We start from the raw sequence: 18,347 nt of genomic DNA, 5'->3' as shown, positions 1-18,347 counted from the left end.
GGCGGCCGCGGCAGCAGATGCGGCCGGTGCCGCACTGGCCGCCGCTGCCGCTGAGGCGGCGGGGGCGGCGCTGTTGGTCGTCGTCTTCGCCGCCTTGTTGTTGTTGCTGCTGCCGCAGGCGGCGAGGAAGAGGGCCGTCATGCCCGCGCCGCCCGCGCCCAGCGCGCGCCGGCGGCTGACCCGTCCCTCCCTTACTCGCTGCCAATAGGTATCCGTCCAGAGGTCGCTCATGGTGCCTCCTCCTCGTTCGTGGCCACCACGCTTCCCGAACGGCGCCGCGCCCGTCAGGGCTTGCTGCCCGCGCGGCGTCTCGGCCAACCACCTTGATAAGCTAGACAGCGAATCGGTTGGAATGCGCCTCCTCTCATCCTGCCGCCGAAGACCGGACGGCGCGCCGCATAGCCGCAGCGGCGCGGCAAGGCTTCACCGGCTGATCCAGACGAGCGGCCACCGCGGAATGGCGCCCGCTCATCGCATCCGGCCGAGGGCGCGAAACCGTTTTCGCGCCCTCGGTGCGAAGAGTATAGTCCGCTTTGTGCGTAACGCCAGCACCGAACGACCTTCAATTTCTTCGCAGAACGGCAACCGCCCGGCAACCCCGTGCGAATGCGCCACGCCGCCCGTCGCAACACGCTTCAGCCGCCGGGCGTCTCGGGCCGGATGCGTGCCGCGCCCAGCGCGCCGGAGGTGGAAACGCAGAACGGCACGCAGTAGGTCAGCCCCATCTTCAGCAGGATCTGCTGGGAAAAGCCGTGGCCGAGGATGAAGTTGCCCTGGTTGATCGCCGTGAGCACGGTGCCGACGATCGCGGCCGTGGCCAGCGATCGCTTCCAGACCGCCGGATGCTGGATCACGTGCTGGCCGCAGCGCAGGTCGCCGCCGCGCAGGCGGAATCCCGGCCGCAGCACGCGCCCGCACTGCCCGCAGCGGGGCAAGGCGACCGTCTGGATCGCTTCGGACGGCTCCTCCATCGCCTCAGTCCGCGGCGGAGCGCCGGGCCGTCGCCGGCGGCAGGCGCAGAAAATCCCAGCCCGCGCCGGTTCGCTGCTCCAGCCAGGGGCGCACGGCGGCCGCCTTGCGCTCTTCGATGTCCACGCCGAGGCCGTCGGCCAGGCGCGTCATGAAGTTGAACAGACAGGCGACCGCGACCACGTCCAGCACCTGCTCCTCGGAGAGGCCGGTCCCGCGCAGGCCGTCCAGATCGGCCGCGGTCATGCTCCAGGGCTCGCGCGTGAGCTTGCGGGCGTAGGCGGCCATGGCGCGCTCGCGTGGGCCGAGCGCCGGGTCGTCCTCGTTGTGGATGGCGTGGTTGGCGAGCGCGTCGTCGCCGGCTTCATGACGGAGCAACGCCCCGTGCGAGATCGTTCAGTAGCGGCAGCGGTTGCAGGTCGAAACGGTGGTGGCGATCAGCTCTTCCTGCACGCGCGTCAGCGTACTGCCGCCGAAGGTCACGGTGCGGCTGAGCTGGGCCACGGCGCGCAGCATCGGCGGGTCGATGCTCATGCAGCGCATGATGTTGGCCTGCGCCCAGGGATCGTCCGGCGGCAGCTCGACCTCACGAATCCAGGACATGCGGCCCTCCGGCGCCGGGGTATTAGGTGCTCATTGCCGCGGTGTTGTCACCGAGTCTACACCGCATGGGCGGTGTGCGGCGGATCGGCCTGCGCACGTGTGAGCGGCCGTACAGATCGGGCCAGCCGCCCGTGAGCGCCGAAACCCGATCCGCCTGCCTGCCACGCTACGATCGCCGCACTCGGCATGCCAGTGGGTGGCGCGGCGTGGTGGTGGAGGGGTGATGGACACGCGTGCATCGGCAGCGGCAGTGAGATCGGGCCGGGGCGGCGGGCCGAGCGTCCATACGGCCGGCACAGTCCTGGCAGCGCTCGGCCTGCTGGCCGCGGCGTGCAGTTCCGGAGCTCACGGAAAGTCCGCGGCGCAAGCGGGAGGCGGCGCGGCTCCCAGCGCGGGCGGGGCCGCACTCGCCGGCTCTGTTTGGCCGGCGTTCGAAGGCGATGCGCGCCACGGCGCCGCGGCGAGCGTGGCCGGCCCGCGCCACGGCGACGTGCGCTGGACGCGCAAGCTGGAGGGTGCGGTGACACCGGGCGCCGTCGTCGGCCCGGACGGCACGATCTACGCGGCGAGCAACGGCGGCGTGCTGCACGCGCTCGACCCGCGGAGCGGCGCCGACCGCTGGAGCTTTGACGGCGGCGGCAGCTACGGCAGCGACCTCTCCACCGCGCCGGCCGTGCTGAGCGACGGCTCGGTACTCTGGCCGGGGCCGCACGACACGCTCTTCGCGCTCGACGCCGCCGGCAGGCTGCGCTGGCAGCGACGCTTCGAGAGCTTCGTGCTCTCGCCGCTCGTCGGCGCGGGCGGCCGCCTCTACATCATGGAGATGAACGGCCGCCTGCATGCCTTCGATCTCTTGGCCGATGGCCTGCGCGAGCGCTGGGTCAGCAGCCTGGGCACGCACGACACGAGCTTCGGCAGCCCGGCGCTGGGCGACGACGGCACGATCTACACGACGATCGGCAACCGCATCGTGGCGCTGCGTGACGACGGCCGCCACGCCACGATCCTCTGGCACTTCGACATCCACAGCGGCACGGAGGTGTCGCCCGCGGTCAGCCGCGAGGGCGTCGCCGTCTTCGGCACGAACGACGCGTTCGAGTACGGTCTGGGACGCGACGGCCGCGTGCGCTGGCGCTACCCACGCAACAGCCTCTCCTACTCCTCGCCGGTCGTGACGGCCGACGGCCTCGCCTACTTCGGCGACCACAACGGCTTCATGAACGTGGTGCACGCGGCAGACGGCAGCCTGGTGGCGCGCTACCAGGGCGGCGATGAAGTTTGGACGGCCGCGGCCGTGGATCGCGACCGCAACGCCTATTTCGGGACGAAGGGCGGCCACGTGCTCGGCTACAGCTTCGCCGGCACGAAGCTGTTCGACGTCGACACCGGCGGTACGGTGGACAGCTATCCGGCGCTCACGGCCGACGGCACGCTGCTGGTCGGCTCGGCCAGCGGCACGCTCTACGCGATCCACGGCTAACAGATGGTCTCTAAACCGGCGGCCAGATGCCGTGGAACGCTCAGGAACGGGTCCGCAGGCCGGTTTTGAAACCATGTCCAAGGTATGGTTTCAAGACCGGCGAGCCGGCGCCATCGGCACGCGCATGCTGTTCGCGCAACCGGTGTGGCATGGCCCCGCCGCGCGGCGTCAGCCGGCCACGACCCACCTGGCAGGTCACGGACTCTCGCGACATCGACCGCCGCGGCCCGCGCCGGTTCAATGAGCAGCTCCATTTATACCGCTATTCCGGCATGGCGACGTCGCTGCCGGGGCTGGTCACGACGCGTACCTGGCATACAGTTCGGGAAGCACATGCGGGAGGTTGCCGACCTCCTGGATGTTGTGCAGCCGCCACGCCGCCAGCATCGCCGCGCGCCGGCGGCGCACCCAGCGGCTGAGCGGCCGCAGAACGGGCGCAGACGCGCCCACGATCTGGCGGACGCGGTAGCCCATCCCTTCGGGCCGCTCCTCCCAATCCTCATCCATGCTCACGACGAGCGCGCCGAGCCGGCGAAGCTCCAGGCGAAAGCCGCTCCGATCGAGCTTCGGCACGTCGAAGACGAGATCTTGCAGATACTCCGGCCTCGCCTGGAAGGCCTCCACGATGTGAAACCGGCAACCCGGCCCAAACGGCCCCAGCACCTCGAAGCGGATATGGTCCAGGGGATGCCAGCAGCGGTAGACGATGCAGCGTTGCCCGTGCCACTCGATCTCGCGTCCCATATGTTCGAGCATCCAGAGCAACATCTCCGGCTTCACGCCCGGAAGCGGCGCATGCTCAATCGTCTGCTCCAGCCTGCCGTCGTCCAGCTCGCGCACGCCGATCCGCGCGCTCGCGGTGTCGCGCATCGTCCAGTCGAAGGGAAGCGGCTCCGGAATCTTCCACCTGGCCACCCCTGCGCCTCCTGATGGCGCACCGTCCGTCGTCAGCGACGGGCCGGCAAGCGCTCGTTCCAGATGCTGCGAACCTCCGTGGCCACGGTGCCCGCCTGCCGCAGGCCGGCGGCCGCCGTTGGTGCCAGGCGGCTGAGGTCGAATGGGTCGGTGCCCCTTGCCGCTGCCGATTCGGCATCCGGTGAGATGATAACTACCCGGCTCCCCCTGGAACGCAGCAGCTCGATCTGCTGTGTCAGCTGCGGCCCGCTGCCCAGCGTCACTGCCACGATCAGCCCGTAGCCGGCGGCACCATCCAGGTTGGGCCAACATCCTCCGGGGCAAGGCCCGCCGACGAATCCGTCCATGTAGCGCCGGTCGCCGATCGCGATCGGCGCCACTCGCCCCGGGGCCGCCGTGCTCGCGGCTAGGGCCTGCTCAATCGGCACGCCCTGGGTGCTGTCGAAGAACCGCATCGTGCCGTCCGCGACATCGCCTGCTGCAACCTTGAGGGGCTGGCCCGGCCATTCGTGGACGAGCCCCCCAAGGTCAGTCTCGATGAAGCGGAGCTGCGTATCTTCTGACAGCGCCTTCGCGGCTGCCAGCGCTCGTTTGCCGACCTCGATGCGCAGGGCCGGCGTCACCTCGGGCGCTCCATTGATTAGTTGGACCGTCTGTTGAAAATACGCCGGGTCATAGCCTGGGTCACCGTGTGCCACGCTTGGGCTGTTCGGGTCCGCCAGCAGCGCAGCATACAATGTGTCTACCGACTCGCCGGCGCGGATCTGCGAGCCGAGCACGGCGCCGGCCGATGTCCCGACGACGAGATCCGCCTGGGTCAGATCGATGCCCGCATCACGCAGCCCCTTCAGCAGACCAAGCTCGAAGGCACGACCGGTCGGTCCGCCGCCGCCGAGCACGAGTGCTCGCCGCACGTTGGGGCTGGGAGAGGGCGCGGTGCGGGCAGCGGGAGTCGCGCCCCCGCAGGCCGGCAGCAGCAGAGCCAGCGCCGCGCCGAGCACCACAGAGCGCACGGTGAGACCCAGCGGGCGCCCGCTCCTCAGGGCGAGCGCGAACCGTGGATTCATCATGAAGGTTTCCTTTCCAGCCGCCAGGCGTGCGGGGTCTGTGCGCAAGCTCGTCCCGATCGTCGCGGGTGCACTCGGATCCACGTCCCCGCCTGCCCGCCGTGCGCACAAGGAGGACGAGGGCAGCATCGTGCCCGATCGCCGCTGGGGCATCGGGAGTTCACCCCATTTGTTGGCTGAGCGAGGCAGAGTCCGGGCTGAGATCAGGCGCGGAGCAGGTCATGCTCGAGCGCGAACATCGTGGCCGAGGCGCGCGTTGAGACGCCGATCTTGGCGTACACGTTCTGCACGTGGTGGTCGGCCGTCTTCGGCGAGATCACGAGCTGCTGGGCGATCGCGCGGGTTGAGCAGCCGCGCGCCACCAGCCGCAGCACCTCGACCTCGCGGTCGGTCAGACCGTGGGGCCGGGCGCGGCGCGGTCTCAGCGAACGGTGCCCGGCCGCGGAGAGGACCACGTCGACCGCGTCTCCGTCCAGGCGGCCTGCCCGCGCTTCGGCGATCAAGCGAGCGGCGGCGGTTTCGGCCGGCAGGGCCGGACGGTGGGGCCGGTCCTGAGTAAGCGCCTGAAAAACGTCGGCCGCGGCGAGGATGCGGGCGGCCAGGGGGATCGCGGCCGAGCGAGCCTGGCGGTGATAACCCGAACCATCTTGCCGTTCGTGGTGCATGCCGGCGATGGAGGCCAGCGGTGCGAGCAATGGCGAGCGGGCCAGGATGCGCTCGCTGTGGTACGCATGCAGCCGCACCCGCTCCCAATCGGCGGTGGTTAACGGTCCGCGGCGCTCCCAGGCGCTGTTTGGGACGCCGGCGCGGCCGAGGTCGTGGAGCAGGGCGGCGCGCCGGAGCACCACGGCCTCGGCCGCGCCCAGCTTGAGTCCGCGCGCCGCGCCTTCTGCAAGTTCAGCCACGCCGGCCGCGTGTCCGGGCGTATAGGGGGTCTTCAGGTCGACGACATCGCCGAACGCCCTGGCCACCTCGTCCAAGCCGTCGTGGGGGATCGTGTCCTGGGGTGAGGGCTCGGCCGCCAATACCGCTTGCCAGACGTCGCCGGCCGCGATCTCCTCCAGCAGTTCGGGGCCGTGGCGGACGAAGGCGGCCGTCAGCGCAGGGTCGAGCTGGCCGCCCGCTCGTCGGCGGAGCGCGGCGAGGGTCGCATCTCGGCCTCCCAGACGTTCGAGCAACACCGCGTGCGTGGCGACCTGCGCGAAGCGGGCCGGCAGCGCGATCGCCTCCCCGCGCAGACCCTGCGGCGCGCCCCGGCCGTCCCAGCGCTCGAACACCTCGTGCAGGCCGCGCTGGACAGCGGCGGAGAGGCCCAATCGGCGAGCCATCGTGCTCGCCACCTCGCAGTCGGCAGTCTTGACCTGCCGTTGAGCTGCCGGGTGGGCCAGGGCGATGGCGAGCTGCCGGGCGCGCCTGAGCGGCGGCTGGCCGCGGCCAGCATGGGAGAAGACGAAGCTGAGCGCCTCGCGTGGCTCGCCCCAATCCAGCCGGGCGCCGCCAGACCGCAGGCTGATGTCGTCCCCGCCGGCCAGGAACGCCTGCTCGTGGGCGGGTGCGGTGCAGCCGACGTACCTGAGCAGGGTCGTGTAGTAGACGTCGGCGGCTGTGCGCTCGTCGAGTCCGACGCGACGAGCCAGGGCCGTAGCGAGCAGGCAGCCGCGCATCGCCGCCTCGGGTGGGTTGCCCATCCCGAGGTCGGTGACCAGCGAGAGCGCCGCCAGCAGGTCGGCGCATCGCAACCGCGCCTCGGTCGAGCGCTCCCCGTCCATGCGGCACCCTTTGCCACCGACAGTGTACTCGGCCACGGTCAGCACCGGGGGATGCTCCCGGCCGGCGAACGACGCCGACAGCAGCCTCCGCCGCGGCTCAGCGGGGACGGACTACCATCACCAGCGGCGGACCACCGGTCCGGCCTTCGAGCGTCTGGTGTTCCTGACTGACGAACGCTCTTCGTGAATGCGAACCCCACTGCCGAGAGCGACAGGCAAGAAGCGATCTGCGCATTGTGCAGCGCGCGGTTTTCCGGATTGGGAGCCGTCTATCCCACCGTCTCCGTGCCCTGCATCGCCGGCAGGTCGGCGTGCATCAGGTAGCGGACGCGCAGCAGCGCCACGTCGACCATGCCATGAGTTACACTTAGAACAGTTACGCTGAGCGGATCGGTGTGTCTGCGGCAGCGGAGGTGCGAGCATGCATGCAACCATCCTAGACACGGCACTGATCGCCGCCGACGAAGATGAACGTTTTGCGATGGAGCGACTTGATCGGCTAATGGCGGGTGCAGCCGTGCACTCTCTGTCGCTAACAGGCCCCGACGGCGATCCAGTGCCGGTGCCGCCTGCACTGCTGCGCCTGCTCCGCGAAACGGCACACCAGCTCGCCCAGGGCAACGCGGTAGCGGTCGTCGCCAGCGGCAAGTCGTTGACCACAAGTCAGACCGCCGCGTTACTCGGTGTCTCCAGACCCTACCTGGTTCGACTGCTCGATCGAGGCGATCTGCCTTCTCACCGCGTCGGCAGCCATCGGCGCATCCGCCTCGACGACCTGCTGACCTACAAGCGGGCGTGGGCTGCCCGTCGCGAGCGCGCCCTTGACGAACTCACGGCGCTTAGCGACGAATACGGGTTATATGACGCCAGCGTGGCTCCAGCGCATTCGTGACGTTCCCGCCGCTGGTCGCCGTCCTCGATGCCTGCGTCCTTGTTCCCGCCGCCCTGCGAGACACGCTGCTGCGTGCGTTTCAGGCCGAACTGTACCGGGCGCATTGGAGCGACCAGATCCTGAATGAGGTCGAGCGCACGCTCGCCGGCAGCTTCACGTCGGCGCCGCGGGCACGTTCGCTCATCGAACGCATTCGCGCCGAGTTTCCCGATGCGATCGTGCCAGCCCAGCGCATTCGCCGCCTGCTGCCCACGATGACGAACCAGCCGAAGGATCGGCATGTGCTGGCCGCGGCCGTTGCGTCAGCCGCTGGCAGCATCGTCACCAGCAACCTGCGAGACTTCCCCACGCAGGCGCTCGCACCTCACGAGATCCAGGCGCAATCGCCGGACGAGTTCCTGCTGGCCTTGTGTGAAACACAACGCATAGCGTTGGCCGCGATCATTCGTCGGCAAGCCGCTGCACTGGTCCGGCCTCCGACCACGCCAGACCGCGTGATCGAGAACCTGGCAGGGCAGGCGCCGGGCTTTGCCGCGCTGATGCGCGAAACGCTGCGCCTGCCCTGAGCGAGCCGTTTAGCCCACGGTCTCCGTGCCCTGCATCGCGGGCAGATCGGGGTTCATGATGTAGCGGATGCGCGGCAGTGTCACGTCGGCCACGGCGTACGTCGCGGAGACGGCGTAAACCGGGTCCACGCCCTCGGCGCGCCAGGCTGCGCGGTCGAAGCCGTGCAGGTGCGGGCGGCCGCGCTCCGCCTTGTGAAAGGTGAACTCCGGGTCCACCTGCACGAGGCGCGGCTTGACGCCGTCCGCCAGCGGCACGCGCGCCAGGTGCATGCTCGCCGTGTACTGCACGTCGGCGCCGGAGATCGGCTGCGGGTCCACCAGCTCCACGCGCAGGATCTCGCTGCCGCCGGCCTGCACAGTCGCCAGCACACGGTCGTGCAGATGCCGCAGCCTGACGTCGCCCTGCCGGCAGGGAAAGCCCCAGCGCCTGCTCAGCCACTCGCCGGCCCGCGCCGAGTCGCAGTAAGCCGCCGTTGGCCAGCCGCGCGGGCGCACGCCCGCGCGGCTGCCGATGCGCACCTGCGCCAGCGTGAACGGCCCCGCCTCGCTCTCCGGGCAGTGCCACACCCAGAAGGTCATCGTCGGCGGGATCGTCGGGTGCAGCGCCTGCGGCAGGATCGCGAGCATCTCGCCGCTGGCGATCTCGTACATGACGTGCAGGATCTCGGCGCCGCGCAGCTCGGCGGGCTGCGTTTTCAGGTCCGCCAGCTCGGGCGCCTGGGCGAGCAACGGGGAAACGTCGCGCACGCCGGAGAGCGGCATCAGCGCACCCCCGCCGCGGCGCCCTGGCCGCGCTTCGCCTGCGCCGCCGGGCAGTCCGGGTCGAACTGCGGCATCACTTCGCTGGCGAAGAGGCGCATGCTGGCCAGCACCTGGTCTTGAGGCACCGTCTCCAGGCAGTTGAGCAGGAAGTTGATGCGGTCCACGCCGACCGACTCCCATTTCCTGATCTGGTCGGCGATGCGGTCGGGGTTGCCGATCGCCAGGCCCTCCGGCGCGCCGCTGGGGTCGCCGGGGCCGGACGCTTCCTGGCGCAGCGAGGGCAACAGGCCGAGCGAGGGATAGGACGCCGCCGGATACGCCTCGCGCGCGGCCAGAAGCTGTGCCGCCATGTACTGGAAGGTGCCGGAGAGGCGCCGACCGGTTTTCACGCCCTCTTCCAGGTCTTCGTGACAGAAGAGGAAGTTGACCGTGTTCACCTGGTTGTTGACGAACTCGCCGACCGGCTCGCAGACGGCGATGCGGCGGCGGTACTCGTTGACCTTGTGCTCCTGCTCCGCGAAGCCGCCGAAGGTGAGACCCAGGCTGCCCATGCCGCGGTCGGCGGCGTCCAGCTCGGTGCCGGGACTGGTGACGGCCACCCACATCGGCGGGTGCGGCTTCTGCACGGGCTTGGGCAGCACGGCGCGCTCGGGCATGGAGAAGGCGCGGCCTTGATAACCGAACCGCTCCTGCGTCCACATCTTCGGAATCGTGCGCGTGAACTCGTCCCAGGTCTTCTTGGTCTCATCGGGGCTGGCCTGAAAGCCGCCAAGCTCGGTCCACGTCGCCGAGCGGCCGGTGCCGAACTCCAGCCGGCCGTTCGAGACGATATCGAGCACAGCGGCGCGCTCGGCCAGGCGCACGGGATGGTTGAACTGCGGCACGCAGACGGCGATGCCGTGGCCCACGCGGATCTTCTTCGTGGACATGGCGCAGGCGGTGAGGAAGATCTCCGGCGCGGAGCAGTGGCTGTACTCTTCGAGAAAGTGGTGCTCGACCGCCCAGACCTGGTCGAAGCCCAGCTCGTCGGCCAGGCGCACCTGCTCCAGGCAGCGGTCGTAGACGGTCTTCTCGGCGCCATTCTCCCACGGCCGCGGCACCGAGATCTCGTAGAAGATACCGAACTTCACGGCGAACCCTCCTGCGTGGTCCTGCGGATTCGACCATCCGGGCACCCGCCGCGCGGCCGGATCCGCGAGGCAAGCGCCTGTTTGCACAGTAGCAGAAACGCGCCGGCCGTGCGCCGTTGTCCAGATGGACGCAGCGCCTCATGCTGAGCGGGCGTTCCGAACTCCGCCGCACCGGAGCGTGTTACACTGTGAATGTCACGTACCTTCCCCATGCACGTCGCCGCATGCGGTCGCGGCGTGTGAACGAAGCCGATGTTGAAGAGGTGCTGGCCAGCTTCCATACCAGCTATCCAGCCGAGCCGCTGCCAAACGACCCTTTTGGCGCAACCGTGTTCGTTGGAACCATCGCCGGGCGTGAGTTGAAAGTATACGTGCAGAATGAGAGCAACCCGCCTTTAGTGCGAACGGTCGCCTGGAGAGACGAGCGATGAGCCAGTTTCCGCGCGTCGAGTATCTCAAAGACATCGACATCCTGTTCATCGAACTTGGAGATGCCGCCATAGAAAAGACCGTGGACGGCGGTGATGTATGGCGCAACGTCGATCTCGATGTGAACGGCGCCATCGTCAGCGTCGAGTTCGTCAACGCAAGCCGAGGCATCAACCTACGCGGCCTGCCGCGGGAGATCGAAGATCTGGTGCGCGCCAGCGGCCACGGCTTTCCCGTGTTGGTGTAGCGCCCCTGCCCGCGCTGCGTACCACGCGGACAACAGCGAGAACATCGTCGGAGGGTAGCCGCCATGCCCTTCCTGCCGCTTGAGGGCTGCGACCGTTACTACGAGACGCACGGAGCCGGCCCGGCGCTGCTCTTCGCGCATGGCCTGGGCGGCAGCCAGCTCTCCTGGTGGCAGCAGGTTCCCGCGTTCCAGGATCGCTACACCTGCATCACCTTCGCGCACCGCGGCTTCGCTCTCTCGCGCACACGGCCCGGCGGCGAACCCGGCCCCGAAGCGTTCGTGAGCGACCTCGCCGCCTTGATCGAGCACCTGCGGCTCGCCGACGTGCGGCTGGTGGCACAGTCCATGGGCGGCTGGAGCTGCCTCGACTACGTGTTGCGCGAGCCTGGCCGCGTCAAGGCGCTGGTGATGGCCGGCAGCACCGGCACGGCCACCAGTCCGGAGCTGCAGCGCATCTTCGCCGCGCATGCGACCGCCGAGCCGGAGCGCGCCCTGTTCGAGCGCGGCATTCACCCCGCGGCGGGCGAGCGTATGGCAGGGGAGCAGCCGGCGCTGCACTTCCTCTACCGCGCGATCGACGCCGAAACCGTGGGCCTCGACAAAATGGCGTTGCGGGCGCGGCTAATCGCGGCGCGCACCACGACGCCGGCTCAACTGGCCACATTGCGCTTACCGGTGCTCTGCATCAGCGGCGAGGAAGACGCCGTGATGCCAACGGCGGCCGTCGCGGCGTTCGCCGCGCTGCTGCCGAACGCGAGGCTGGAAAAAGTGCCGAAGGCCGGCCATTCGACCTACTTCGAGCGGCCCGCCGCCTTCAACGCCCTGCTCGACACCTGCCTGCGCGCGGTCGACGGCTGAGCGCGCGGCCGCAATCTCCGGCGTTGGCAGCCTCGTCTTCGACGGCGCAAAGCGGCCGGTTCGCTCAGAACGGCACGTCGTCCAGGCCGCGCAGCTCGTTGCTGCGGATGAACTGCCAGAGGCGGTGCAGGCGGTCACGCAGCGGCGTTGAACGGCGCGCTCTGCCGTGCGGCCGGGCCGGGGCGCAGCGGATCGCGGGCCTGGTGCTCACGAGGCGGCCTCCGCCGCCGCCGGCGCGCGGTAGGCCGCGATCAGGATCCGTGCGACTTCGGGCCGGCTGAACTCCGGCGGCGGCGCCTCGCCCGCGGCGAGCAGTTGCCGCACGCGTGTGCCGGAGAGGGTGACGTGCGCCTCGGCAGCGTGCGGGCAGGTCTTGGCGCTGGCCATGCCGGCGCAGGCGTGGCAGTAGAAGGTGTGCTCGAAGTTCAGGGTCGCGATACCCAGCTCGCCCGGCCGAAACTCCTCGCGGAAGATGCGCTGCGCGTCGTACGTGCCGTAGTAATTGCCCACGCCGGCGTGGTCGCGCCCGACGATGAAGTGCGTGCAGCCGTAGTTGCGCCGCACCACGGCGTGCAGCACCGCCTCGCGCGGGCCGGCGTAGCGCATCGCCGCCGGGTTCACCGCCAGCAGCACGCGCTCACGCGGATAGTAGTGCTGCAGCAGCGCCTGGTAGCACTGCATGCGCACGGCGGCGGGCACATCGTCGCCCTTCGTCTCACCCACCAGCGGATGCAGGAAGAGGCCGTCCACGATCTCCAGGGCGCACTTCTGGATGTATTCGTGGGCGCGGTGCACGGGGTTGCGCGTCTGGAAGCCGACGACCGTTTGCCAGCCGCGCGCCGCGAACTCGGCGCGGCTCTGCTCCGGCGTGAGGCGGAACTCGGCGAACGGCTGCGCGGGCAGCTCCAGCACCGTCAGCTCTCCGCCCAGCAGCCACGGCCCCTGCGCGTAGACGGCGGCGACGCCGGGATGCGCCGCTTCTTCCGTGCGGTAGACCAGCCGCGCCTCCTCCCGCGCGTCGTAGCGGAAGCGCTCGGTCAGGTCGAGCACGGCCACGATCTCGCCGCCGAAGGTCAGGGCAACCTCGCCCCGCGCCGGCAGCCGCGTGACCTCGTCCTCACTCACCGGCAACACCACCGGCATCGGGAACGGGGCGCCGTCCGCCAGGTGCAGGGTGCGCACCACGGCGCGGTAGTCGGCCTCGCCCATGAAGCCGCGCAGCGGGCTGAAGCCGCCGATCGCCAAAAGCTCGATGTCGTTCAGCCGCCGCGCGTCGATCGCCAGCCGCGGCAGGCCGGGCAGCCGCTCGCGCAGGGCCGCGGCCTGCGCCGGCGTCGCCCGCCGCACCTGCAAGGGGCTCGCGGACGCCGGGAGTTCTACGAGCGCCGTCATGCCGCCACCTCCGCGCGCTCGACATAGCCCAGCGCTTCGAGCGTCTCCAGGATCCGCGCCGCGCTCTGCTCGACGGTTTCGAGCGAGGAGTCCACGACGACCTCGGCGGCGAGCGGCTCCTCGTAGGGGTCGGTGACGCCGGTGAAGTTGGCGATCTCACCGCGCAGCGCCCTCGCGTACAGGCCCTTCACATCGCGCCGCACCAGCTCGTCCAGCGGGCAGCGCACGAAGACCTCGACAAAGTTGGGGATCGTGCCGCGCACCTCGTCGCGCACCTCGCGGTAGGGCGAGATCGCGGCGCTGATCACGCCGACGCCGTTACGCGAGAGCAGCTTCGCCACGTAGCCGATGCGACGGATGTTGGTGTCGCGGTCCTCGCGGGAGAAACCGAGGCCCTTGCTCAGGTTGGTGCGGACTTCGTCGCCGTCGAGCACCTCGACGGGCACACCGCGCTCGCGCAGCCGCGGCGCCAGGTACTCGGCCAGCGTCGATTTGCCCGCGCCCGAAAGCCCGGTGAGCCAGAGGGTGAAACCGGGGATTGCCGTCGCCATGTCGCCTCCTTGTTGCCTCCTTGTCGCCTCACCCCCTGGCCCCCTCTCCAGTGTCTGGAGAGGGGGGAAGTGAGGTATGGGTTGTTTTGAAGGAGCGGAGAGCCACCCGTCTATTCCCTGTTCCCTCTTCCCTAACCACTATTCCCTACGTGCAGGCCGCATTCGATCTTGTCGCTGCCGCTCCAGCGGCCGGCGCGGGCGTCCTCGCCCGGCTGCACGGCGCGGGTGCAGTTGGTGCAGCCGATGCTGGGGTAGCCGCGGTCGTGCAGCGAGTTGTAGGGCAGGTTGTGCATGGCGATGTGGGCCCAGACCGCGGCCTCGCTCCAAGCGGCGAGCGGGTTGAGCTTCAACACGCCGAACTGCGCATCCCACTGCACAAGCGGCGTCTCGCGGCGGGTGCTGGCCTGGTCGCGGCGCAGCCCGGTGAGGTAGGCCGAGAAATGCGCGAGCGCCTCGCGCATCGGCGCCACTTTGCGCATGGCGCAGCAGGCATCGGGATCGCGTTCCCAGAGCGCCGGGCCGTGCAGCAGCTCCTGCGTCCGCGGCGTCAGCGTCGAACGAAACGCGAGCGGCGTGATGCCATAGCGGGATTCGACGGCCCGCACCGTGGCGTAGGTCTCGGGGAAGAGGTAGTCGGTGTCCACGTAGATCACGGGCATGGCACGGTCGACCTGCAGGGCGAGGTCGAGCAACGCCATGCCGCTCGGCCCGCCGAAGGAGCAGGAGATCGCCAGCTTGCCGGGATACTGCGCGGCCGCCCAGGCGATCAGCTCCTGCGGCTCGGCGCCGGCGAAGCGGGCATTGAGGGCGGCAAGCTGCGCTTCGTCGGGACGGGCGGTTGCGGTGATGGTCATGGCAGTTTCTCCAGGGGTGGCTACAGAAAGCGCAGGCCGCTGACGGCAAGCACCGAGGCGACGACGCCGGAGAGCGCCCGCCGCGGCAGCCGCGCCGGCAGGCTGCTGCCCAGCCACACGCCCGGCAGCGAACCGGCGATCAGGTTGAGCGAGAGGCGCAGATCGACGGCGCCGGCCGAAAGATGCGCGACGGCGCCGATGCCGGTGAGCAGGGCCGCGTGCGCCACGTCCGTGCCCACGGCGCGGCGCAGCGGCAGCGGCGAGGAGGCCGTGAGCAGCACCAGGAAGAGGCTGCCGCTGCCGACCGAAGTCACGCCGACCAGCAACCCCAGCACGAAGCCGGCGGGCAGCAGCAGCGCCCAGCGCGGCTCGCCGCCGGCAGCCAGTACGGGACGCTGCGCGGGCCGCAGCGCCTGCCAGACCGTGGCCGCGGCGGCGCAGATCAGCGCCACGCCGAGTGTGTGCATCACGAAGCCGTCCGTCAGCGCCCGGTTGCCGCGTCCGAGCCAGTGCAGCAGCGCCACGCCGGCCACCACGCCCGGTCCGCTGGCGCAGAGCAAGCGCAGCACCAGCGGCCACTCGACGCCGCCCAGCCGCCAGTGGCGCCAGCCGCCCAGCGCCTTGGTCGCGGCGGAGAAGACGAAGTCGGTGCTGACGGCCTGCAGCGGCCCGACGCCGACGACGCCGATCAGCAACGGCGCCAGCAGCGAGCCGCCGCCCATGCCCGAGGCGCCGATCAGGCCGCCCACGAGAAAGCCGACGAAGATCAGGCCGAGTTCCATGCATCCTGCTCTGGCGGCGCCGGCCGGCGGCGCAGCGAAAGGCCCGCCTCGCTTGAGGCGGGCCTCCGGTTGTCCGGTCAGCCGGTCGTCAGTTTGCCGTACCCGTCAGCTCACGAGGCGGCGTTTCTCCGTGCGGTCGATCTGCACCACGCGGCGGTCCTGGAGGATCAGCGAAACGGTGCCGTGCTGCACGGCGCGGATCGCGGCCAGCACCTCGCGCAGCACGCGCAGCTCGTCCGCCGTCGCCGCTTCGAGGGAGATCTGGCTCACCGCCCGCGCCCCGCCCGTCATTGTTGACTTTCTTGACTGATCTAATCCAGTTTCTCGAAGTCTAGAATGCGCCGTCCGCGCCTGTCAAGCCGAGGCGGGGCCGGCGATCGCGCGGCTGTGCCCGTTACGGCTGCACGCCGCCACGCGGCGCCTGCTATGATCATACTGATCGATATGGTCGAGAGGCCATGCGGAGGTTGGCGATGCAGCGCAGGGTATCGGCGGTCGAGGCGCGCCAGCGGCTGGGCGAGCTGCTGGAAGGGGTGTTCTATCGCGATGATGAGATTGTGATCGAGCGCGCCGGCAAACCGATGGCCGTCCTGATCCCCGCGGAGCGGTACGACGCGCTGAGGCATGAGCGCGAGCGCTTTTGGAAGCTGGTCGAGGAGGCGCAGGAGCGCCAGTATGCCGCGTCGCTCGCTGAAATCGAAGCCGACGTCCAGGCAGCGATCGCCGAGGTTCGCGGAAACCGGCACGCTGCCGGGGGCGCGGCCGGCACGTGAGAGCGGTGCTCGATACGAACAGCGTTGTCAGCGGCGTTCTGAAGCGGGAGAGTCCGCCCGGAGACGTGCTGCGCGCGGCACGCCACGGCGCCTTTGCCCCGATCACCTCTCCAGATCTCACGGGGAACTCGCCAGCGTGCTGGCGCGCCCGCGCATCATCCGCCGCCTCGGTTGGACACCACAGGCGCTTGCCGCCTTCATCGGCGGCTACCGCGCCGTGGCGATCGAGGTCGTGCCAACGACGCACATCAGTGGAGTGCTGCCCGATCCGGCCGATCATGCCCTGCTCGAAGCGGCCATTACCGGCCGGGCCGACTACATCGTGACGGGCGACACGGCGGTGTTGGCGTTGGGGCGCTACGCTGACGTGGCGATCGTGCGGCCCGCGCGGTTCCTTGCCATCCTGTCCGGCGGGTTGCACCCTGGCTCCGATGCGTAGGGCGGAAGCAGTGCAGCAGGCGATTGCGGGCGTGATCTTTGACTCCGGCGGCACGCTGATGCGGCCGCTGACCGCGGGCTGGTGGCCGTACCCGCACGTGCGCCGCATCGTCGAGGCGCACGGCCTTGGCGATCTGCCATGGGAGCGCTACGCCGAGGCGCACCGGTCCGGCATGGCCTACCTGGACGCCAACCACCGCCTCAGCAGCGAAGACGAGGAGCGGGCGCAGTTCCGCGAGTACTACCGCATCGTGATCCGCGGGCTGAGCCTGGCGAAGCCAGCGCCGGCGCTGCTTGCCGCGCTGGCCGGGGCGCACATCGCCGAGTGCGAGTTCGAGCCCTTTCCCGATGCCCGCACCGCGATCGAGGCCGTGCGCGCCCGCGGCCTGCGGCTGGGGCTGATCTCGAACGCCTGGCCCTCGCTTGAGGGCAAGTACCGCCGGCTCGGCCTGCGTGACTGCTTCGATTCGTTCGTGATCTCGGCCTGCGCCGGCTGCCTCAAGCCCGACGCCGCGATCTTCGAGCTTGCCGCGCGAGAGATCGGGTTGCCGCCGCGGCAACTGCTGTTCGTGGATGACGAGCCGGAGTACGTGGATGGCGCCCGCGCCGCCGGTCTCGGCGCGGTGCTGATCGCCCGCGACGGTCCGCCGGTTAGCTACGGCGGAGCGTGGCTCTCGGCGCTCGGTGAGGTCGAACGGCTGCTCGACGGCTAGCAACACGATCCATCCATAATCGCCCGCGTGTCGTATCCATCTCGGCGCGCTGCTCGCGTGCGCGGCGTGCTACGCTGCGGACGCGCTCCCCATTCCCTGGTTTTTCCGGCTGCAGCGAGACCGTGGCGCGGCACGCCTGCCGTGCCGGCAGGAAGTTGGCGATGAGCCGCACGCACCACCTCTCCGCCGAGCGCGTTCACCACGCCTGGGATAACAGCCTACCGCCGCTGCTGGCGATCGACCCCGGCGACACGGTCGTCTTCCAGACGCGCGACTCCTCCGACGGCCGCAACAAGCCGCCGGTGACGCTGGCCGAGGCGCTGTCGCGGCCGCGGGCGCCCGGGCATCCGCTCAGCGGTCCGGTCTTCGTGCGCGGCGCCGAGCCCGGCGACGCGCTGGAGATCGAGGTGCTGGCGCTGGAGACCGGCCCCTGGGGCTACACGATCATCGCGCCCGGCGTCGGCCTGCTGCCGGAGGATTTTCTGGAGCCGGCGCTCTTTCACTGGGATCTGACGCAGGACCCGGCCCCGTTCGTGCGGGGCGTCCACATCCCCAAGGAGCCGTTCCTGGGCGTGATGGGCGTGGCGCTGGCCGAGCCGGGCAGCTTCAGCACGATGCCGCCGCGGCGCAACGCCGGCAACGTCGACGTCAAGCAGCTCACCTCCGGTACGAAACTCTGGCTGCCGGTGCTCGTGCCCGGCGCGCTTTTTTCCTGCGGCGACGGCCACGCGGCGCAGGGCGATGGCGAGGTCTGCGTGACGGCGATCGAGTGCGAAATGACGGCCACGCTGCGCTTCAGCCTGCGCAAAGGCGCCGCGCCGGCCGAGCTGCAGTACGAGACGGCCGGCCCGCTTTCGCCGCGCGCCATCACCGCCGGCTACTACGCGACGACGGGCCACTCGCCCGACCTGCTGGAGGCGGCGCGGCAGGCCACGCGCCACATGATCGCCTACCTGGTGGAGCGGCACGGCTTCACGCGCGAGCAGGCGTACATGCTCTGCTCCGTGGCCGTGGATCTGCGCGTGAGCGAGGTGGTGGACGCGCCGAACTGGGTGGTCAGCGCCCTGCTGCCGAAGAGCGTCTTCGGGTAAAACCTGCTACTCTCAGTACAACCAGGAGGATCGTGGTTGTACCCTCTTGGTTGGGGAAGGGAAGGC

Annotated in this window: 25 protein-coding genes; 10 read left to right on the top strand and 15 right to left on the bottom strand. The window is 70.1% G+C overall.

Annotation, left to right across the window (positions count from 1 at the left end):
• The 4 genes from VKV26_05950 to VKV26_05935 form a co-directional block, all read right to left on the bottom strand.
• A partial coding sequence (locus VKV26_05950; GenBank protein ID HLZ69440.1) for a hypothetical protein occupies positions 1-231 on the bottom strand: 231 nt, incomplete at its 3' end.
• Positions 232-635: 404 nt separating this feature from the next.
• Positions 636-971 (bottom strand): nitrate/nitrite transporter NrtS, encoded by a 336-nt coding sequence (gene nrtS / locus VKV26_05945; GenBank protein ID HLZ69439.1) that lies wholly within the window; start codon positions 969-971, stop codon positions 636-638.
• 4 nt (positions 972-975) lie between these two features.
• A complete protein-coding gene (locus tag VKV26_05940; GenBank protein ID HLZ69438.1) occupies positions 976-1,347 on the bottom strand; it encodes a hypothetical protein in 372 nt (123 codons plus the stop codon).
• A gap of 18 nt (positions 1,348-1,365) precedes the next feature.
• Positions 1,366-1,572, bottom strand: coding sequence for a hypothetical protein (locus tag VKV26_05935; GenBank protein ID HLZ69437.1), 207 nt, complete (start codon positions 1,570-1,572; stop codon positions 1,366-1,368).
• Positions 1,573-2,038: 466 nt separating this feature from the next.
• Here VKV26_05935 and VKV26_05930 point away from each other — a divergent pair, with 466 nt between their 5' ends.
• A complete protein-coding gene (locus VKV26_05930) occupies positions 2,039-3,052 on the top strand; it encodes a PQQ-binding-like beta-propeller repeat protein (GenBank protein ID HLZ69436.1) in 1,014 nt (337 codons plus the stop codon).
• Positions 3,053-3,349: 297 nt separating this feature from the next.
• On the opposite strand, the gene VKV26_05925 is transcribed toward VKV26_05930, so the two are convergent.
• The 3 genes from VKV26_05925 to VKV26_05915 all read right to left on the bottom strand — a co-directional run bounded on the left by VKV26_05925 (position 3,350) and on the right by VKV26_05915 (position 6,848).
• Positions 3,350-3,967: a hypothetical protein gene (locus VKV26_05925; GenBank protein ID HLZ69435.1), complete on the bottom strand. Its 618-nt coding sequence runs from the start codon at positions 3,965-3,967 to the stop codon at positions 3,350-3,352.
• A gap of 32 nt (positions 3,968-3,999) precedes the next feature.
• Entirely contained in the window at positions 4,000-5,118 is a 1,119-nt protein-coding gene (locus VKV26_05920; protein HLZ69434.1) for a patatin-like phospholipase family protein, read from the bottom strand.
• A gap of 119 nt (positions 5,119-5,237) precedes the next feature.
• Positions 5,238-6,848, bottom strand: coding sequence for an HD domain-containing phosphohydrolase (locus tag VKV26_05915; GenBank protein ID HLZ69433.1), 1,611 nt, complete (start codon positions 6,846-6,848; stop codon positions 5,238-5,240).
• Positions 6,849-7,224: 376 nt separating this feature from the next.
• On the opposite strand from VKV26_05915, the gene VKV26_05910 reads away from it, so the two are divergent.
• Both VKV26_05910 and VKV26_05905 read left to right on the top strand, forming a co-directional pair.
• Positions 7,225-7,695, top strand: coding sequence for a helix-turn-helix domain-containing protein (locus tag VKV26_05910; protein ID HLZ69432.1), 471 nt, complete (start codon positions 7,225-7,227; stop codon positions 7,693-7,695).
• Positions 7,692-8,261, top strand: coding sequence for a PIN domain-containing protein (locus VKV26_05905; protein ID HLZ69431.1), 570 nt, complete (start codon positions 7,692-7,694; stop codon positions 8,259-8,261). The genes VKV26_05910 and VKV26_05905 overlap by 4 nt, the downstream gene beginning before the upstream one ends.
• A gap of 9 nt (positions 8,262-8,270) precedes the next feature.
• Here the strand turns inward: VKV26_05905 and VKV26_05900 are convergent, their stop codons facing one another.
• Positions 8,271-9,023, bottom strand: a complete 753-nt coding sequence (locus VKV26_05900) for an acetoacetate decarboxylase family protein (GenBank protein HLZ69430.1) — start codon at positions 9,021-9,023, stop codon at positions 8,271-8,273.
• A complete protein-coding gene (locus VKV26_05895) occupies positions 9,023-10,153 on the bottom strand; it encodes an LLM class flavin-dependent oxidoreductase (GenBank protein HLZ69429.1) in 1,131 nt (376 codons plus the stop codon). The genes VKV26_05900 and VKV26_05895 overlap by 1 nt, the downstream gene beginning before the upstream one ends.
• A gap of 140 nt (positions 10,154-10,293) precedes the next feature.
• Here VKV26_05895 and VKV26_05890 point away from each other — a divergent pair, with 140 nt between their 5' ends.
• From VKV26_05890 to VKV26_05880, 3 genes are all read left to right on the top strand, one after another.
• Positions 10,294-10,584 carry a DUF4258 domain-containing protein gene (locus VKV26_05890; GenBank protein ID HLZ69428.1) on the top strand — a complete coding sequence of 97 codons (291 nt, stop codon included), beginning with the start codon at positions 10,294-10,296 and terminating at the stop codon, positions 10,582-10,584.
• On the top strand, positions 10,581-10,829 hold the full coding sequence (locus VKV26_05885; GenBank protein ID HLZ69427.1) for a DUF2283 domain-containing protein: 249 nt from the start codon (positions 10,581-10,583) through the stop codon (positions 10,827-10,829). Before VKV26_05890 ends, VKV26_05885 begins: the two co-directional genes overlap by 4 nt.
• Positions 10,830-10,892: 63 nt before the next feature.
• The gene (locus tag VKV26_05880; GenBank protein HLZ69426.1) at positions 10,893-11,687 is read left to right on the top strand and encodes an alpha/beta hydrolase; all 795 of its coding nucleotides are present in this window, start codon (positions 10,893-10,895) and stop codon (positions 11,685-11,687) included.
• 64 nt (positions 11,688-11,751) lie between these two features.
• On the opposite strand, the gene VKV26_05875 is transcribed toward VKV26_05880, so the two are convergent.
• From VKV26_05875 to VKV26_05850, 6 genes are all read right to left on the bottom strand, one after another.
• A complete protein-coding gene (locus VKV26_05875) occupies positions 11,752-11,898 on the bottom strand; it encodes a hypothetical protein (protein HLZ69425.1) in 147 nt (48 codons plus the stop codon).
• A complete protein-coding gene (gene sat / locus VKV26_05870) occupies positions 11,895-13,079 on the bottom strand; it encodes a sulfate adenylyltransferase (protein HLZ69424.1) in 1,185 nt (394 codons plus the stop codon). Before sat ends, VKV26_05875 begins: the two co-directional genes overlap by 4 nt.
• Entirely contained in the window at positions 13,076-13,630 is a 555-nt protein-coding gene (gene cysC, locus VKV26_05865; GenBank protein ID HLZ69423.1) for an adenylyl-sulfate kinase, read from the bottom strand. The genes sat and cysC overlap by 4 nt, the downstream gene beginning before the upstream one ends.
• Positions 13,631-13,761: 131 nt before the next feature.
• Positions 13,762-14,484 carry a phosphoadenylyl-sulfate reductase gene (locus VKV26_05860; protein HLZ69422.1) on the bottom strand — a complete coding sequence of 241 codons (723 nt, stop codon included), beginning with the start codon at positions 14,482-14,484 and terminating at the stop codon, positions 13,762-13,764.
• Between the two features lie 20 nt (positions 14,485-14,504).
• The gene (locus VKV26_05855; GenBank protein ID HLZ69421.1) at positions 14,505-15,266 is read right to left on the bottom strand and encodes a sulfite exporter TauE/SafE family protein; all 762 of its coding nucleotides are present in this window, start codon (positions 15,264-15,266) and stop codon (positions 14,505-14,507) included.
• A gap of 105 nt (positions 15,267-15,371) precedes the next feature.
• Positions 15,372-15,536, bottom strand: coding sequence for a YezD family protein (locus VKV26_05850; GenBank protein HLZ69420.1), 165 nt, complete (start codon positions 15,534-15,536; stop codon positions 15,372-15,374).
• A gap of 203 nt (positions 15,537-15,739) precedes the next feature.
• On the opposite strand from VKV26_05850, the gene VKV26_05845 reads away from it, so the two are divergent.
• From VKV26_05845 to VKV26_05830, 4 genes are all read left to right on the top strand, one after another.
• A complete protein-coding gene (locus VKV26_05845; GenBank protein HLZ69419.1) occupies positions 15,740-16,039 on the top strand; it encodes a type II toxin-antitoxin system Phd/YefM family antitoxin in 300 nt (99 codons plus the stop codon).
• Positions 15,942-16,478: a PIN domain-containing protein gene (locus VKV26_05840; GenBank protein HLZ69418.1), complete on the top strand. Its 537-nt coding sequence runs from the start codon at positions 15,942-15,944 to the stop codon at positions 16,476-16,478. The genes VKV26_05845 and VKV26_05840 overlap by 98 nt, the downstream gene beginning before the upstream one ends.
• Before the next feature lie 10 nt (positions 16,479-16,488).
• Positions 16,489-17,190, top strand: coding sequence for an HAD-IA family hydrolase (locus tag VKV26_05835; protein ID HLZ69417.1), 702 nt, complete (start codon positions 16,489-16,491; stop codon positions 17,188-17,190).
• Positions 17,191-17,351: 161 nt separating this feature from the next.
• A complete protein-coding gene (locus VKV26_05830; GenBank protein ID HLZ69416.1) occupies positions 17,352-18,281 on the top strand; it encodes an acetamidase/formamidase family protein in 930 nt (309 codons plus the stop codon).
• The last annotated feature ends 66 nt before the right edge of the window (positions 18,282-18,347 follow it).

Source organism: Dehalococcoidia bacterium (assembly GCA_035310145.1).
Taxonomy (GTDB): domain Bacteria; phylum Chloroflexota; class Dehalococcoidia; order CAUJGQ01; family CAUJGQ01; genus CALFMN01.
This window is presented reverse-complemented; position numbering and strand designations above follow the sequence as displayed.

Excerpts from the sequence above, each read along its gene's own strand:
- nrtS (HLZ69439.1), bottom strand. The coding sequence starts at position 971 with ATGGAGGAGCCGTCCGAAGCGATCCAGACGGTCGCCTTGCCCCGCTGC.
- VKV26_05935 (HLZ69437.1), bottom strand. The coding sequence starts at position 1,572 with ATGTCCTGGATTCGTGAGGTCGAGCTGCCGCCGGACGATCCCTGGGCG.
- VKV26_05910 (HLZ69432.1), top strand. The coding sequence starts at position 7,225 with ATGCATGCAACCATCCTAGACACGGCACTGATCGCCGCCGACGAAGAT.
- VKV26_05900 (HLZ69430.1), bottom strand. The coding sequence starts at position 9,023 with ATGCCGCTCTCCGGCGTGCGCGACGTTTCCCCGTTGCTCGCCCAGGCG.
- VKV26_05890 (HLZ69428.1), top strand. The coding sequence starts at position 10,294 with ATGCTGAGCGGGCGTTCCGAACTCCGCCGCACCGGAGCGTGTTACACT.
- VKV26_05885 (HLZ69427.1), top strand. The coding sequence starts at position 10,581 with ATGAGCCAGTTTCCGCGCGTCGAGTATCTCAAAGACATCGACATCCTG.
- VKV26_05880 (HLZ69426.1), top strand. The coding sequence starts at position 10,893 with ATGCCCTTCCTGCCGCTTGAGGGCTGCGACCGTTACTACGAGACGCAC.
- sat (HLZ69424.1), bottom strand. The coding sequence starts at position 13,079 with ATGACGGCGCTCGTAGAACTCCCGGCGTCCGCGAGCCCCTTGCAGGTG.
- cysC (HLZ69423.1), bottom strand. The coding sequence starts at position 13,630 with ATGGCGACGGCAATCCCCGGTTTCACCCTCTGGCTCACCGGGCTTTCG.
- VKV26_05860 (HLZ69422.1), bottom strand. The coding sequence starts at position 14,484 with ATGACCATCACCGCAACCGCCCGTCCCGACGAAGCGCAGCTTGCCGCC.
- VKV26_05855 (HLZ69421.1), bottom strand. The coding sequence starts at position 15,266 with ATGGAACTCGGCCTGATCTTCGTCGGCTTTCTCGTGGGCGGCCTGATC.
- VKV26_05845 (HLZ69419.1), top strand. The coding sequence starts at position 15,740 with ATGCAGCGCAGGGTATCGGCGGTCGAGGCGCGCCAGCGGCTGGGCGAG.
- VKV26_05840 (HLZ69418.1), top strand. The coding sequence starts at position 15,942 with ATGCCGCGTCGCTCGCTGAAATCGAAGCCGACGTCCAGGCAGCGATCG.
- VKV26_05830 (HLZ69416.1), top strand. The coding sequence starts at position 17,352 with ATGAGCCGCACGCACCACCTCTCCGCCGAGCGCGTTCACCACGCCTGG.